The organism is Pseudoduganella sp. SL102 (assembly GCF_027856995.1).
Classification (GTDB): domain Bacteria; phylum Pseudomonadota; class Gammaproteobacteria; order Burkholderiales; family Burkholderiaceae_D; genus Rugamonas; species Rugamonas albidiflava.
The window spans coordinates 2,523,017-2,538,236 of the sequence record NZ_CP115554.1 but is presented as its reverse complement, the minus strand read 5'-3'; the positions used below and the strand labels follow the sequence as shown (position 1 = coordinate 2,538,236).

The 15,220-nt window shown below is 65.6% G+C and carries 16 protein-coding genes; 8 read left to right on the top strand and 8 right to left on the bottom strand.

Annotation, left to right across the window (positions count from 1 at the left end; all coding sequences use genetic code 11):
- The first annotated feature begins 46 nt into the window (after positions 1-46).
- Complete coding sequence (locus tag OU994_RS10840) at positions 47-613, top strand: phasin family protein (protein WP_281610737.1); 567 nt, start codon at positions 47-49, stop codon at positions 611-613.
- A 106-nt stretch (positions 614-719) separates the two neighbouring features.
- Here the strand turns inward: OU994_RS10840 and OU994_RS10835 are convergent, their stop codons facing one another.
- Positions 720-980: a hypothetical protein gene (locus tag OU994_RS10835; protein WP_281610736.1), complete on the bottom strand. Its 261-nt coding sequence runs from the start codon at positions 978-980 to the stop codon at positions 720-722.
- 179 nt (positions 981-1,159) lie between these two features.
- On the opposite strand from OU994_RS10835, the gene OU994_RS10830 reads away from it, so the two are divergent.
- Complete coding sequence (locus OU994_RS10830; RefSeq protein WP_281610735.1) at positions 1,160-1,318, top strand: hypothetical protein; 159 nt, start codon at positions 1,160-1,162, stop codon at positions 1,316-1,318.
- Positions 1,319-1,414: 96 nt separating this feature from the next.
- On the opposite strand, the gene OU994_RS10825 is transcribed toward OU994_RS10830, so the two are convergent.
- From OU994_RS10825 to OU994_RS10795, 7 genes are all read right to left on the bottom strand, one after another.
- Positions 1,415-2,185 carry a hypothetical protein gene (locus OU994_RS10825; RefSeq protein WP_281610734.1) on the bottom strand — a complete coding sequence of 257 codons (771 nt, stop codon included), beginning with the start codon at positions 2,183-2,185 and terminating at the stop codon, positions 1,415-1,417.
- A 4-nt stretch (positions 2,186-2,189) separates the two neighbouring features.
- Positions 2,190-2,738: a TIGR00730 family Rossman fold protein gene (locus tag OU994_RS10820; protein WP_137316869.1), complete on the bottom strand. Its 549-nt coding sequence runs from the start codon at positions 2,736-2,738 to the stop codon at positions 2,190-2,192.
- A complete protein-coding gene (locus OU994_RS10815; protein ID WP_281610733.1) occupies positions 2,735-3,403 on the bottom strand; it encodes a TetR/AcrR family transcriptional regulator in 669 nt (222 codons plus the stop codon). Before OU994_RS10815 ends, OU994_RS10820 begins: the two co-directional genes overlap by 4 nt.
- 98 nt (positions 3,404-3,501) lie before the next feature.
- Entirely contained in the window at positions 3,502-3,768 is a 267-nt protein-coding gene (locus OU994_RS10810) for a hypothetical protein (RefSeq protein ID WP_281610732.1), read from the bottom strand.
- 11 nt (positions 3,769-3,779) lie between these two features.
- Positions 3,780-7,433, bottom strand: a complete 3,654-nt coding sequence (locus OU994_RS10805) for an EAL domain-containing protein (protein WP_281610731.1) — start codon at positions 7,431-7,433, stop codon at positions 3,780-3,782.
- 153 nt (positions 7,434-7,586) lie between these two features.
- Complete coding sequence (locus tag OU994_RS10800; protein WP_281610730.1) at positions 7,587-8,519, bottom strand: triacylglycerol lipase; 933 nt, start codon at positions 8,517-8,519, stop codon at positions 7,587-7,589.
- 281 nt (positions 8,520-8,800) lie between these two features.
- Complete coding sequence (locus tag OU994_RS10795) at positions 8,801-9,598, bottom strand: RNA methyltransferase (RefSeq protein WP_281610729.1); 798 nt, start codon at positions 9,596-9,598, stop codon at positions 8,801-8,803.
- Positions 9,599-9,830: 232 nt separating this feature from the next.
- Here OU994_RS10795 and OU994_RS10790 point away from each other — a divergent pair, with 232 nt between their 5' ends.
- From OU994_RS10790 to OU994_RS10765, 6 genes are all read left to right on the top strand, one after another.
- Complete coding sequence (locus tag OU994_RS10790; protein ID WP_281611619.1) at positions 9,831-10,613, top strand: inositol monophosphatase family protein; 783 nt, start codon at positions 9,831-9,833, stop codon at positions 10,611-10,613.
- A gap of 183 nt (positions 10,614-10,796) precedes the next feature.
- Positions 10,797-12,242, top strand: a complete 1,446-nt coding sequence (locus tag OU994_RS10785) for a DEAD/DEAH box helicase (protein WP_281610728.1) — start codon at positions 10,797-10,799, stop codon at positions 12,240-12,242.
- Between the two features lie 141 nt (positions 12,243-12,383).
- The gene (hyi, locus tag OU994_RS10780) at positions 12,384-13,202 is read left to right on the top strand and encodes a hydroxypyruvate isomerase (protein WP_281610727.1); all 819 of its coding nucleotides are present in this window, start codon (positions 12,384-12,386) and stop codon (positions 13,200-13,202) included.
- A 195-nt stretch (positions 13,203-13,397) separates the two neighbouring features.
- Complete coding sequence (locus OU994_RS10775; protein WP_281610726.1) at positions 13,398-14,204, top strand: hypothetical protein; 807 nt, start codon at positions 13,398-13,400, stop codon at positions 14,202-14,204.
- On the top strand, positions 14,201-14,785 hold the full coding sequence (locus OU994_RS10770) for a hypothetical protein (RefSeq protein WP_281610725.1): 585 nt from the start codon (positions 14,201-14,203) through the stop codon (positions 14,783-14,785). The genes OU994_RS10775 and OU994_RS10770 overlap by 4 nt, the downstream gene beginning before the upstream one ends.
- A complete protein-coding gene (locus OU994_RS10765) occupies positions 14,782-15,207 on the top strand; it encodes a TraR/DksA family transcriptional regulator (RefSeq protein WP_131146912.1) in 426 nt (141 codons plus the stop codon). Before OU994_RS10770 ends, OU994_RS10765 begins: the two co-directional genes overlap by 4 nt.
- Positions 15,208-15,220: the final 13 nt, after the last annotated feature.

Genomic DNA, 15,220 nt, shown 5'->3' with positions numbered 1-15,220 from the left:
TGGTCAATCACGACCCCTCATCAATGCGATTTCAATGGAGAACACCATGTCCACGATTCCCGAGCAATTTTCCAACGCCGCCAAGGCCAGCTTCGACAACCAGTTCGCCAGCTTCTCGGCCCTGACCAACACGGCGCTGGAAGGTTTCCAGAAACTGGCTGCACTGAACATGGCCACTGCCAAGGCATCGCTGGAGGGTTCTTCCGTCACCGCCAGGCAGCTGCTGTCGGCCAGCAACCCGCAAGAGTTCTTCTCGCTGAGCACCGCCCAGGCCCAGCCGGCTGCTGAAAAAGCCCTGGCGTACGGCCGTCAGGTGTCGTCGATCGCTGCCGAAACGGCTGCCGAGTTCTCGAAAGCGGCCAAGGCGCAAATCACGGAAAACAGCCGCAAGGTGATTTCGCTGGTGAACGAAGCCAGCAAGCACGCGCCGGCCGGCAGCGAAAACGCCGTCGCCCTGTTCAAGTCCGCACTGGGCAACGCCGACGCCGGCTACGAACAGCTCACCCGTTCGGCAAAGCAGGCTTCGGACACCATCGAAGCCAACGTGAACGCCGCGGTGAACCAGTTCAACTCGGCCGTCAAGAACAGCCCGCTGGCCACCGCCGCCAAGTAATCGGCGCCCCAGCCAGCGCTTTCCCGGTGTCCCGGCTTGCAGGATCGTTGAGCAAGATCGACGAATTGCGATCGGGACACCCGCCGCACTGGCTGGCGGCATCGCGTTACCGGCGCCGCCTGAACGGATAGCCGGCACAGTGGCCGAGCGCATACAGTGCAAGCACGGTCGGCGGCCAGATGGCGAGGTAGGCCATCGTCCACGACATGCCGCCCATCCGCTGCAACAGGCTGTCAGGCAACGCCGCCAATTGCAGGGCGATCGGCAATTGCAGCAAGACATAGCTCCCCTTGGGATCGCCGGGCTCCGCCCAGCATAGCGCTGCGACGAGCGCCGCGGCGGTTCCGGCAGCGTTGATGCCGGTCAACCCCAGTCCCAGGCGGCTACATCGCATCGGCATTGCTCCCTGTCTGCATTCCAGTCAACGGCGCCGCCATAGCGCGCGACACCAGGCGTGATCATCGCACGGTTGGCTTGGCGCCACGGAATACGGCGTAGCGTCAGGCCGCGATGCCAGTCGATCAAGCTTGGTCGCGGCGGCGGCCCATGAAGCCGACCACCGCCAAGCCGGCCGCCACCATGTCACAGGTGGCGGATGCCGGCACCGCGCTCACCGCGCTGAATGTTGCCCATCCGGACCGGTTGGTGGTGCCCAGTGCCGACTTCGTGCCGATCCGCGATGGCTTGCACGCGGACTTTGCCTGATCGCGCGGGCTTCTGGTTCGGCCCCGGCTCACCGTTCCAGCCCGTAGCGCTTGCCGTTTGGTCCTGGCTGGACGGAATGCTGCCCAGCAGGCAAGACTACTCCGTATAGCGGAGGAACAGCCAGTCACGGTGCTCCAGGATATCCATGATTTTCGCGGCGCTTTCACCTCTGCCTTCAAGGTGGTAGAGCCGTCCGATATCGTCCGCCAGTGCCAAGGCAGCTTGCCGGTCCAGCGGTGCATGGCGCCGGAAACCGATCCACGACGCGCCGATACCGAACAAAGCGTAACCGTATCGTTCCTGCAGGCGCACCGCCAACGCGTAATTTTCAAAAGGGTTCAGGTCGGCGCTGAAATAGCCGTTCGGGAAGGCGCACAGCGCCAGCGGCTGCTTGCTTACCGGCACCACCCACATGACGATGCGGTCGTCCAGTACCAGTTCGGGCGCGGCATTGACACCAAGGATTTCGTCGAGCTCCTCGTCGTCCAGGCGCAGACCCCTGGCACAGGCATCCTCGAAGCCTGCATTGGCCGACTTTGCAATGAAGTTATCGCGCCGGATAAAAAATTCCGAGGGAGTCGAGAGGTAGCCGAGGTGTTCGCCATCCTCGAACGCGGCGGGGTCGACCAGCGACAGGTCATGGCCATCAGTATCGTCCAAGTCATGCGTCATGATTGCATGGCTGCAAGTGTATGCAGCCTGGCCAAAATCATCGAGCGAGAAAAGCAGTGACTGGCCGGGAAACCTGCGCGCATGGTCATCATGGACCGCTACCAGTTGCGCGAAGGTCTCGATGCCGGTCAGGAGAAAGGCATCGCAGATGATTTCATTGCGCGTGTCGGCGTGTGTCAGGCGGTCGATCTTCATACCATCACCCGCCCCGCTGCCCCTTCAGCAGCGCCACCAGCGCCGCCGGCTCGGCCTCGACCAGCATCCGCTCCGCGTTGCGCGGGTGGATGAAGCCTTCTTCGCGCGCGTGCGCGACGAAATCGATCAGCCGGTCGTAGAAGCCATCCACGTTGTACAGCGCGATCGGCTTGTCGTGGATGCCCAGCTGCGACCAGGTCAGCATCTCGAACAGTTCTTCCAGCGTGCCCAGCCCGCCGGGCATGGCGATGAAGCCGTCGGACAGCTGGGCCATCATGGCCTTGCGCTCGTGCATGTCCTTGACGATGAATTGCCGCGTCAGCCCCGTGTGGCCCACTTCGCGCTCGACCAGCGCGGTGGGGATCACGCCCGTCACCTCGCCGCCCAGGCGCAGCACTTCGTCGGCGATCACGCCCATCAGCCCCACGTTGCCGCCGCCATAGACCAGCGCCAGGTTGGCATCGACCAGCGCGGCCGCCAGGGCACGCGCACGTTCCGCATACAGCGGGCTGGCGCCGGCATTGGCGCCACAGTACACACAGACAGATTTCACTTGTTCAGTTTCTTGAGGTAGTCGTCGGACAGTTTCTGGAAGCGCGCCAGCGTTTCGCCGCGCAGGTAGGGTTCGACCTGGATCAGCACCTGGTAGCAGCCGCGCGCCAATGCGTCGGCCATCGACTGCTGCTCGGTGTACTTGCGCGGGTTGCGCACGTATTCATACGACAGCCAGTAGGTGGCCACCACCACCATATTGGTTGCCATCGCATCGATCGTCACGTCGTTCGCTTCCAGCGCGCCTTCGCTGCGCAAGTCTTCGCACAGCTGCCTGGCCACCTTGATCTTGTGCGCCAGGATCTGCTTGAAGTGCAGTTCCAGCTTGCGGTTGCGCGACAGCAGGTCGTTCAGGTCGCGGTAGAAGAAGCGGTAGCGCCAGATCAGCTCGAACATCAGGTGCAGGTACTGCCACACGTCTTCGATGTTGGAGCGGCGCCCGGCCGGTACGTGGAGGATGCGTTCGATTTCCTGCTCGAACTGGACGAAGATCGAGTTGACGATGTCGTCCTTGTTGCGGAAGTGGTAGTACAGGTTACCCGGCGAGATGCTCAGTTCTTCGGCGATCACGGTCGTGGTGATGTTCGGTTCGCCGAATTCGTTGAACAGGCGCAGCGACAATTCCTGGATGCGTTCGCGTGTTCTTCTGGGAGCTTTCTGTAACATGGCCGGAGGTGCTGTTGTTTTGGTCGCCAGCATAACACCGATGGCACGGCCGTGCGGAGTTGTCCCGGCCGCGCGGGCCGCGGCGGGCCAGGGGAGCGCTAGCGGTCCTTCTTCAGCTTGCCCACCTGGGCCCGCAAGCCATCGACCTGCTGCTTCAGGGCCTCCACTTCCTGCCGCAGTGGCGCGGTGGCGGCGATCACGGCGCGCTGGACCTGCTCTTCCATCGCCCGGTCGCGCAACTGCCGCTTCGGCGACGCGGCCGATTCATGCCGCACGGCGGCGCGCAGGGCTTCGGCGTGTTCGCGGCGCGCCGCGAAGTCTTCGAGCCCGGCCTGCCAGATTGCCTGGATGCGTTTCTTCACCATGATGTGCTCTCCTAGGCCGCCTGGGCCCTCCTCGACTGCGAATACAGCCGGAAGCCCTCGCGGATGTTTTCGCGCAGGACCGCGCCCTTCCACGGCTTGGTATAGAAGCGGTCGATCGCGCCCTGGTTGATGGCGGCCATGATGGGCGTCAGGTCCGCGTAGGCCGACAGCATGATGCGGAAGGTGTCGGGCGCCAGGTTCTTGACGCGCTGCATGAACTCGGTGCCGCTCATCGTCGGCATGCACTGGTCGCACAGGATCACCTGCACGTTGTGGCGCGCCAGGATGTCGAAGCCTTCCAGCGCCGTTTGCGCCGTGAGGATCCGGTAGCCGTCCTGGGCCAGGAAGTCCGACAGCACGTCGAGCATGAAGGCGTCGTCGTCGACGATCAGCAGGGTCGGCCTGCCATCGTCGGGCACATCGTCGGCCGGCGCGGCCAGGTGGCGCTTCTCGCGCAGCATCAGTTCGAAATCGTCGGCCGGCACCGGCCGCGAAAAGAAATAGCCCTGCATCTCGTCGCAGTCGTGCCGGCGCAGGTAGGCCAGCTGGGCGTCCTTCTCCACGCCTTCGGCGATCACCTTCAGCTTCATGCTGTGCGCCATGTTGATGATGGCCAGCACGATCGCCGCGTCGTCCGGGTTCGAGGTCACTTCGCGCACGAAGGCGATGTCGATCTTCAGCTTGTCGATCGGGAAGCGCTTCAGGTAGGCCAGCGACGAATAGCCGGTGCCGAAGTCGTCGATCGAGATCTTGATGCCCAGTTCCTTCAGGTTCTGCAGCATCGTGATGGTTTCCTCGGCATTGCTCATCAGCGAGCTTTCCGTCAGCTCCAGCTCCAGCAGCTCGGGCGGAATATCGTGCTCGCGCAGTGCGCGCAGCACTTCTTCCTCCAGCCCGCCGACGAAGAACTGGATACCCGACACGTTCACGGAAATCTGTACCGCGCCCGCGCCGCTCTTGATCCACTGCGCGATCTGGCGGCACGCTTCATCGATCACCCAGGCGCCCACCCGCACGATCAGGCCGGTCTCTTCCAGCAAGGGGATGAACAGGGCCGGCGACACCATGCCGTGGCCGGGCCGGTTCCAGCGAAGCAGCGCCTCGGCGCCGCTGATGCGGCCCGTGCCGATGTCGATCTTCGGCTGGAAATACAGCACGAACTCGCGGTTGTCGATGGCGCGCCGCAGCGCGTTTTCCAGGTCCAGCCGGGCCAGCGACTGGGCGTTCATCTCGGCCGTGAAGAAGCGGTAGGCGTCGCGCCCCGCTTCCTTGGCACGGTACATCGCCGTGTCGGCATACTTGATCAGCGTATCGGCATCCTGCCCGTCGTCCGGGTAGACCGAAATGCCGATCGAGGCGGTGACGGTGACTTCATGCCCCTGCAGGTCGAACGGCTTGCGCATGGCCTCGCGCAGCTTCTCGAGCACGGGCAGCGCGCCCTGCACCCCTTCCGGCAGCATCAGGATGGCGGCGAACTCGTCGCCGCCGAAGCGGCCGATCGTATCGCGCACGCGCAGGCAGTCGACCAGGCGGCTGGAGAACTGCTTCAGCAATTCGTCGCCGATGGTGTGGCCCAGCGTATCGTTGATGTTCTTGAAGCGGTCCATGTCGAGGAACAGCACGGCCAGCGCCCAGCGGTGCTCGGCGGCCTGCTTCAGCGAATGGGTCAGCGATTCATACAGCTGGCTGCGGTTCGGCAAGTTCGTCAGCGTGTCGAAATGGGCCAGTTTCAGCAGGCGGCGTTCGGCTTCCTTGCGTTCCGTGATGTCGCGCGCCACGGCCACCAGGATCCAGTTCTGCCCGGAGCGCAGCGTGCGGCGCTGCACCTCGACCGACATCAGCGAGCCGTCGCGCCGGTGCAGCATCAGCTCGGCCATGGCGCCGCCCTGGTCGCCGGCCAGCAGCTTGTCGTACAGGTCGACCAGCTGCATCGGCGCGCTGCCCCGCTCGCGCTGGCCCACCAGCAGAAAATCCTCGCGCTCGAAACCCAGCATGCGGCACGCGGTCACGTTGACGTCGACAAAACAGGTATTCGCGCGGTCGACCAGGAAGATGGCGTCCGCCGTGGCATCCATCGCCAGGCGGAAGCGGCGCAGGTCTTCGGTGAGCCGGTTGCGCGCCGCCATGTCCTGCTGCAGCTGCGCGTGGCTGCGGCGTACTTCCTCGTACAGCTGCAGGTTTTCATACGATACGGCGATCTGCGCGGCGACGGTGACGGCGATGCGTTCATCGACTTCGGAAAAGCCGGCGTCGCCCAGCTTGTCCGCCAGGTACAGCCAGCCATGCACGCGCGTGCCGGATGCGATCGGCACGCCGAGGAAGGAATGCACGGCCGGGTGCCCTTCCGGCAGGCCCAGGTGCGCCGGGTCGCCCGGCAGCGCGTGCTGGCGCACCGGCTGGCGTTCCTGCAGGATGCGGTTGAGGATGCCGGCCTTCGGCGTGGCGCACACCGCCTGGACGCCCTCGGCGGTACCGCAGTGGCTGAACCAGCCCAGCCCGCCGCCCTCGCCCTCGCCCTCGCTATTGAGCACGCCGATGCAGGCGTATTTCGCCACGCAGATGTTCTGCGCGACCTTGCAGCCGATATCGACCAGCGCCTGCGGCTCGCGCTCGGCGGACAGGTCGATGCCCAGTTCGATCAGCGCCGTCAGCCGCAGGCTCACCGCCTGCAGGCTGGACAGGCTGTTCGACAGCCTCTGCGTCATCGAGCGCAGCCGCTCGGTTTCGCCGTCCGGCGTTTCATGGTGGGCCAGTTCGGAAATCACCTGGGTCGACGATTCCACTTCGTCCAGGTACTCGGCCATCTTGTGGCCAATGCCGCCCAGCTTGCTGTCATCGCCCGGCGAATCGCCCAGGCCGGCGGCCAGCCCGGCGGAAAAGTCCGGCACGTCGGCCTGGCCGGCGGGCACGCCCAGCGCTTCCTGCACGGTGGCCATGATCACGTCCGGATCGGAGGGCTTCGGCAGCACCCAGCGCACGCCGCACGACTGTGCCACGGCCACCGCTTCGCGCTCGCGGTAGGTGGCGGTATAGAAGATGATCGGCACGTTGGCCGTTTCCGGATTGTCGCGCACGCGGGCCACGAATTCGTAGCCATCCATGTTCGGCATCAGGATGTCGGAGATGATCAGGTCGGGCCGGTCGCGCTCCATCAGCCTGAGCGCTTCGATGCCGCTGGCCGCCTCCATCAGGCGGTGGCCGGAAAAGCCCAGCAGGGTCATCAGGAACTGCCGGTTCAGCACATGATCGTCGACGATCAGGATCGTTGCGATGTCGTCTGTTTTACGGGGCGACATCTCCCCTGGCAAAAAAGACTCGAGTTGCGTGACGAAACTGTCCGGCTCGATCGGCTTGCCGATATAGCCGTCGAACCCGGCACCGAGCAGGCGTTCGCGGTCGCCCACCATGGCCAGCGCGGTGACCGCCAGTGCGGGAATGCGCCGGGTGGCCGGATCGGCCTTCAGCGTGGTGACGACGCCGTAGCCGTCGAGCTTGGGCAGGTGCACGTCGCAGATGATCAGGTCCGGCAGCTCGCGCCGGGCTGCCGCCACGCCTTCTTCGCCGTCGCTCGCGGTGAGCGGCGTGTAGCCGAAGGCGCGCAGCAGGTACACCATCAACTCCATGTTGGTGGGATTGTCTTCGATGATGAGGATGCGTGCAGACACGTGTCCCTCCCTCTTGTTTTACATTGTAGTTGCCGGGCAGCAGCCCTCCCCGTCCTGTCAGTATCCCTTATTCCGTACGGACGCGATGCACGGCAGGCGTGCCCGTCCTCCCTTGGCGGTTATTGTCCCGACATAAGTAAGTATTGCCGTACGTCAACAGATTGTAGCGGGGGAAAGCGGCCGCGTCAAAGGGCCGGCGGTGAGAATTTCATCGAGGATGCGGCACAGCACGCGCGGATCGCTGCCCAGCGCCACGTGGCCGATGCCGCCGAAGGCGATATTCTTCGCGCCCGCCAGGCGGCAGGACGTCTGCGGCGCCACGATATTGTCGTGCCACGACCAGATCGACGTGACCAGCGCGCGGTGCGCCGCGTCGTCCTGCGCCAGCTGCGCCAGCCATTCGGCATCCTGGCGCATCTGCCGCGCGTTGGCGCCGATGCCCAGCGCGGCCAGGCCGGTGCCGTGGTGCGGCGTGCCGACGGTGACGATGCGCGCCACGTGCGCCGCGCCGTGGCGGCGCAGCCAGGCGCGCACCACCAGCCCGCCCATGCTGTGGCCGACGATCACCACGCGCGGCGCGCCGGTGGCGGCGAGCAGCCGCTGCACGGCGCGTTCGACGTGTTCCACGTAATCGTCCAGCGGCGCGGTGACCGGTTCGAGGTCGACGGTATCGTGGCTCATGCGTTCGCACCGCAGCCGGGCGCGCAGGGCCGCCCAGAAGCCGCCGTTGCAGCCATAGCCGTGCACCAGCAGCACGGGCAGCGCCCTGGCCTCGGGGGCGAAGAAGGGGGCGGGCCGGTGGCGCAGCATGGTCCAGGACGAGGTGAGCATCGAGGCGCGGAATTCGCCACAGAACAGGCACAGCCGGGCCGCCAGGTCGAGCTGGTGCTCGGCCGGCACGTCGCTGGAAAACTTGCGCGCCATGCGGAAATTGTTGGCACTGATCGCGCCGCGTACCAGCACCACCGACAGCAGCGCCAGCAGCAAGGCCAGGTCGAGCGGCACATAGCGCGCGGCGGCATACCAGATCGCCAGCGCCGCCGCGATCTGCACCACCATGATTGCCAGCAGGATGCGGACTACCATTTCATTTCCCCAGCCATTTCGTTAGCCAATTCGCCAGCCAATTCGCCAGCCGATTCGCCAGCCGATTCGCCAGCCGTGAATGGGACGGCGTACCCGAACGGAATCCGGCAACCGGTATCAAGCACCGTTGTCAGGCACCGGTATCAAGCACCGGTATCAAGCACCGGTATCAGGCACCGGTATCAAGCATCGGTATCAAGCACCGGTATCAAGCAACATTATCAGGCACCATTCTCACGGAAAACGGCATGCGACACCAGAGCCTCCCGTGCCAGCCGAATTCACTCCTCCGGCTTGCGCCCGTGCGCCATCATCTGCCGGGCGATGCCGCGCAGGATGTTGACTTCTTCCGTCTCCAGGCCGGTGCGGGCGAACAGCCGCTTCAGGCGCGGCATCAGCTTGCGGGGATTGTCCGCGTCGAGGAAGCCGATCGCCACCAGCGCCTGCTCGAGGTGCGCGTACATGCCTTCGATCTGCGCCTGGCTGGCCGCGTCGCCGCAAAAGCCGACCGGCGAGGCGGCCGGTACCGCGCCGTCCAGGGCCGCCATGCGGCACTCGTACAGCAGCACCTGCGCGGCCGGGGCCAGGTTCAGCGACGAATACGCGGGATTGGCGGGGATATTGATCAATACGTTGCAGCGTTCGACGATCTCGTTCGGCAGGCCGAAGCGCTCGTTGCCCAGGATGAGCGCGGGGTACAGCTCGGCAGCCGCGGCCACCTGCACCGCCACTTCGCGCGGCGTGTGCACGGGTGGCGAGAACTCGCGCAGCCGGGCCGACACGGCGGCGGCGAAGTTGATGCCCTCCAGCGCCTCGGCCATCGTGGCGACGATGCGGGCACTGGCCAGCACATCCTGCGCGCCGCTGGCGAAGGCCACCGCTTCCTCGTGCTGCAGGGCGCCCTCGACACGGGGATTGACCAGCACCAGCTCGGCAAAGCCCATCGTCTTCATGGCCCGGGCGACCGAACCGATATTGCCGGGGCGGCTGGTTTCGACCAGCACGACCCTCAGGCGCTGGAAAAGCGGCTGCGGAGGCTGCGAAGGCGGCGTGCTCAGTGTCATTTCCTGCGGCATCATTTAGAATAGCGGTTTTCGCGAAACGGAAGATTTTACAACGCCCGGGGTTTGCGCTGCGTTTTGCCGCCATCGGCGTGATGTTTGCCGATGTGCGCAACGTGGTCTGCTTCGTTGTTGTGCCTTTCGTTTTGCGCCGCTCTTTTAATTCGCTCCTGTTCACACAGCCACCGCCGCGCAGGCATCCGACTGCCATGGCGGCCTGTCATTTTTCTACGGAATTGCCATGCATCCAATGCTCAACACGGCCGTGAAGGCCGCGCGCCGCGCCGCCGCCGTCATCAACCGCGCTTCGTTCGACCTCGACCGGGTCAGCTTCGCCGAAAAGAATCCGAACGATTTCGTCACCGACGTGGATCGCGCCGCCGAGGAGGCCGTCATCGAGGTGCTGCAGAAGGCCTACCCTTCCCACGCCTTCCTGGGCGAGGAATCAGGCACCACCGGCAACGTGAACGACGAGAGCGAATTCGTGTGGATCATCGATCCGCTGGACGGCACCACCAACTTCATCCATGGTTTTCCCCAGTACGCGGTATCGATCGCGCTGCAGCAGCGCGGCGTGATCACGCTGGGCGTCGTCTACGACCCGGTGCGCAACGAACTGTTCACGGCTGAAAAAGGCGCCGGCGCGTTCCTGAACGACAAGCGTATCCGCGTGCGCAAGCTGGACCGCATCGCCGGCGCGCTGCTGGGCACCGGCTACAAGAACGGCAGCCCGAAGGCGCTGGATGAATACCTGAAGATGTACGGCATCATGGCCGAGCGCTGCCACGGCGTGCGCCGTGCCGGCTCCGCCGCGCTGGACCTGGCCTACGTGGCCAGCGGCCGCCTGGATGGCTATTACGAAAAGAGCCTGCAGCCGTGGGATATCGCCGCCGGCACGCTGCTGGTGACCGAGGCGGGCGGTATCGCCGGCGAATTCAATGGCGAATCGAACTACATGCGGACCGGCCACGTGATCGCCGGCAGCCCGCGCGTGTTTGGCCAGATGGTCGGTTTACTTGCTGAATTTGCCTGAGATCAACATTTCGTGTAGCTTTGATACAAAAAAGGCCCTTCGGGGCCTTTTTTATTTCTATTACGAAATTCAGTTTCCCTCAATACTGATATACTGCCTGAGAGAAATTGCCGACCAGTCCGGCCTCATTCAACATTTTCCCTGCCTGCGACTGGCATGGGGCTGTATTCTTCCAGAGCAACTATGTCCTTCTCCCAACTCGGCTTGTCCGATGCGATCGTCCGTGCCGTGACCGAAACGGGTTATACCGCGCCGACGCCCATCCAGACCCAAGCCATTCCCGCCGTGCTGAACGGTGGCGACCTGCTGGCCGGCGCCCAGACCGGCACCGGCAAGACCGCCGGCTTCACGCTGCCCCTGCTGCATCGCCTGTCTACCGACGCGGTCGGCGCCAAGCTGGCGAACAACACCTCGACCCGGTCGATCCGTGCGCTGATTCTGACGCCCACCCGCGAACTGGCCGCCCAGGTCGAGGAAAGCGTGCGCGTGTACGGCAAATACACCAAACTGAACTCGGCCGTGATCTTCGGCGGCGTGTCGATCAATCCGCAGATCAAGCAGCTCAAGCATGGCGTCGACATCCTCGTCGCCACGCCGGGCCGCCTGCTCGACCACATGCAGCAAGGCACCGTGAACCTGGACAAGGTCGAGATCCTGGTGCTGGACGAAGCCGACCGGATGCTGGACATGGGCTTCATCCGCGATATCCGCAAGGTGCTGGCCGCGTTGCCGGCCAAGCGCCAGAACCTGCTGTTCTCGGCCACCTTCTCCGACGAGATCAAGGCGCTGGCCGATGGCCTGCTGGACAAGCCGGCCACGATCGAAGTCGCGCGGCGCAATTCGACGGTGGAAATCATCGCGCAAAAGATCCACCCGGTCGACCGCGACAAGAAACACCCGATGCTGTCGCACCTGATCCGCACGCACAAGTGGACGCAGGTGCTGGTATTTACCCGCACCAAGCACGGCGCCAACAAGCTGGTCGACCAGCTGGGCGCGGATGGCATCAAGGCGATGGCGATCCACGGCAACAAGAGCCAGTCGGCGCGCACCCGCGCCCTGGCCGAGTTCAAGGACAACACGCTGCAGGTGCTGGTGGCGACCGACATCGCCGCGCGCGGCATCGATATCGACCAGCTGCCGCACGTGGTGAACTACGACTTGCCGAACGTGCCGGAAGACTACGTGCACCGCATCGGCCGCACCGGCCGCGCCGGCGCCAAGGGCGAGGCCGTGTCGCTGGTGTGCGTGGATGAGCATGACATGTTGAAAGACATCGAAAAGCTGATCAAGCAAACCCTGCCCCGCGAAGTGATCGCCGGCTTCGAGCCGGACCCGACCGCTCGCCCGCAGCCGATCCAGCTGCGCAGCGGCAACGGCCCGCACCGCAATCCGCGCGCCGGCGGCAACAACCCCGGCGGCGGCCGCGGCAAGCCTGGCGTGTCGCGTGCGAGCAACGGCAGCGGCGGTGGCAACAGCGGTGGCGCCCGGCCGGCAGCGGCTCCGGGCGCACGCAGCGCCGCCCCCCGCGGTGGCCAGCGCCCGGCCGGCAACGCCCCCTCCCGTTCCGGCGGTGGCGGCGGTGGCGGGGGCGGCAACCGTGGCGGCAGTGGCGGCCGCGGGCGCTGATTCCGCCTCACCTGGCGCAGATTCAGGCTTGGCTGGCTGCCGTGTTGGTGGCCAGATGGGAAACCGTGCATAATTGCTAACCCCGCCCGCGGTTGATACCATAGTGGCTTTCAGATAACTAGCCGCACATGACCAACGCACATGCCTAAATTTGCCGCCAACCTGACCGTGCTGTTCACGGAACTGCCTTTCCTGGACCGGTTTGCTGCCGCGCGCGCGGCCGGTTTCGATGCCGTCGAATGCCAGTTCCCCTACGAGCACGAGCCGGCGGCGATCCGGCGCCGGCTCGACGATAGCGGCTTGCGCATGGTGTTGCTCAACCTGCCGGCAGGCAACTGGGCGGCCGGCGATCGCGGCCTGGCCTGCGATCCCCGCCGCCACAAGGACTTCCGCAACAGCGTGCACCGCGCGCTGGAATACGCCACGCTGCTCGGTGTGCCCCAGCTGCATTGCCTGGCCGGCGTGATTCCGCCAGGCATGGACTTGCGCCGCGCCCGCGAAACCTACCTGTTCAATGTCGAATACGCCGCGAACCTGTGCGGCCCGCGCGGTATCCGCCTGCTGATCGAACCGATCAACACGGTGGACATGCCCGGCTATTTCCTGTCGCGCACCGAGCAGGCGCTGGACATCATCGCCGCCTGCGACAGCAGCAACGTATTCCTGCAATCCGACATCTATCACATGCACAGCATGGGCGAAGACGTGCCGGCGATGCTGCGGCGCGCCTTGCCGCATATCCGCCACGTGCAACTGGCCGATGCACCGGGCCGCCACGAGCCCGGTACCGGCGTGATCGACTTCGACGGGGTATTCGCCCTGCTGGACGAACTGGGCTATGACGGCTGGATCGGCTGCGAATACCAGCCCCTCGGCGACACGGTGGCCGGCTTGCAGTGGCGCAGCGGTGCGTCCGCCGCGGCGCTGCCAGCCGTTGCCTGCCTGAATCCCGCCGCCTGACTTTGCCGCCCGGCTCCCGCTGTTTGCGTTGCCGCAAACAGTGACGCTCTTGCAGGCGCAAGATGTTAATTCCGCTCACGAAACGGGAACATCATGCGCCCTTCCTTCCTGCCACGGTTCCTGCCGCCCGCCGGCCGTTCCATCCCCCGCTGTTCGATCCTTCGTTCCCCGATCCTTCGTTCCCCGATCCTTCGCTTGACGATCCTGTTGCTGCTGGCCGCCCTGCTGGCCGGGTGCGCCGGCAACGCGCGCCTGAAGGAAGTGCGCGCCTTTGCCGCCGAAGCGCCCAAGCTGAACGGTTATGCGGAATTGAGCCAGCGTTACCGCGATACCTACCAGCGTGAACAACCGTACCTGAGCCCGGCCGCCGATCGCCGCGAGCAAGCCATCGACGCCCAGCGCCGCGCCGCCTACCCGGACCTGGTGGCGATCCACGAGGCGGTCGTCGCCTACCTGCGCACGCTGGGCAAGCTGGCCGGCGGCGACCAGTTCGACCCGGGCGACCAGATCAAGGATGTGGCGAAAGGCATCAAGGCCTGGCCCGACACGGGCCTGACGGACCGCCACGTGAATGCGGTGTCCGGCCTGGCACGGCTGCTGGCGCGCATCGGCACCGGGCGCGCCCAGGACCAGGCCGTGCAGGACATGCTGCGCGACGGCTACGAGCCACTCCGTGACTCGCTCGACGCGATGAGCACCGTGCTGCGCTATTACGACAAGAACCACGACAACGAGCAGGCCATCGTGATCGGCATGCTGGAAACGGAGATCCCGTTTGCCGACAGTCCGCAGGAGCGGCTGCTGGCGGCCCTGGCGAAAGCCCACCGGCAGGACAAGCTCGATGAATACCGGCTGCTGGGCCGGCGCCACACGCTGGCCCGGCAGCACTTGCAGGCGATCCGCGACCGCCATGAAGCGCTGTACCGCGGCCTGGCCCCGGCGCCGGCCGATCCGCAACCGGCGGCACGCGTCGCCGCCAACCAGGCAGGAGGCACGCCATGAACCAGACCACCAGCACGGGCGCCACAGGCGCCGACGGAACCGGCGGCACCGGCGACACCAATCGCACCGACGACACCAGCGGTGCCGGCGGCGCTGCCGGCGCGGCTGTTGCCATGTCTGCCGCGGACATCGAAGCACTGGCCGACAGCCTGTCCGACAGCGCGCATGCGTTGCACAAAAGCATTATGGCGGCAATCCGCAAGAATGCCGCCACCTCCGGCCAGTCGATATCGCATGGCGAGGCGCAGGCGCTGTTCGAGCAGGAAATCGCCCTGCGCCAGCAAGCCAACGCCCTGTATGCGGACGCGACCGGATACGCCGCCCGGGGGCTGGCCCTGCCGGCCCGCGAACTGCTCGACCTGGCGGCGCGTGCCCGCGAGCACATCCGGCGCATCGACCGCGCGAAGGAACTGGCCGGGATTGCCTCGGCGCTGCTGAACGCGGCCGCCGCGATCGCGGCATTGAAGCCGGAAGCCCTGGTGCCCGCGCTGGAAGACCTGAAGGAACACCTCGCCGCATTACCGGACACTGCCAAGAAGGCCTCCCTCCCCGCCGGGGACGGGCATACAATGGAGACATGAATGCCCTGACCCCGGTCCAGCGCGCGGCGCTGCATGCCTCGCTCGAGCAGCGCAAGCTCGCGCTGCTGCGGCAGCTTGCGGCCCGGCCGGCGGGCGAGTCCAACCGTGCCCAGGCTGTCGAGGAAGTGGAAACCTCCCCCGCCGACAGCGCCAGCAACCGCACGCTGAACCAGCTGGAAGCGGAGGCGGACGAACTTCGGCTGGCGCAACTGTCGTCGATCCGCCACGCACTGGCCAAATTCGACGGCGACGATGACGGCCCGCATGGCGATGGCGGCCATGGTGGCGGTGGCGGCGAGGCCGGCGACTATGGCGATTGCGAAAACTGCGGCGAGCCGATCGGCTATTCCCGGCTGGAAGCCCGCCCCGAGGCGCGCTTCTGCATCGCTTGCCAGACCCGGCTGGAGCAGCACCGGCGTTGAGCACGGGTGGCAA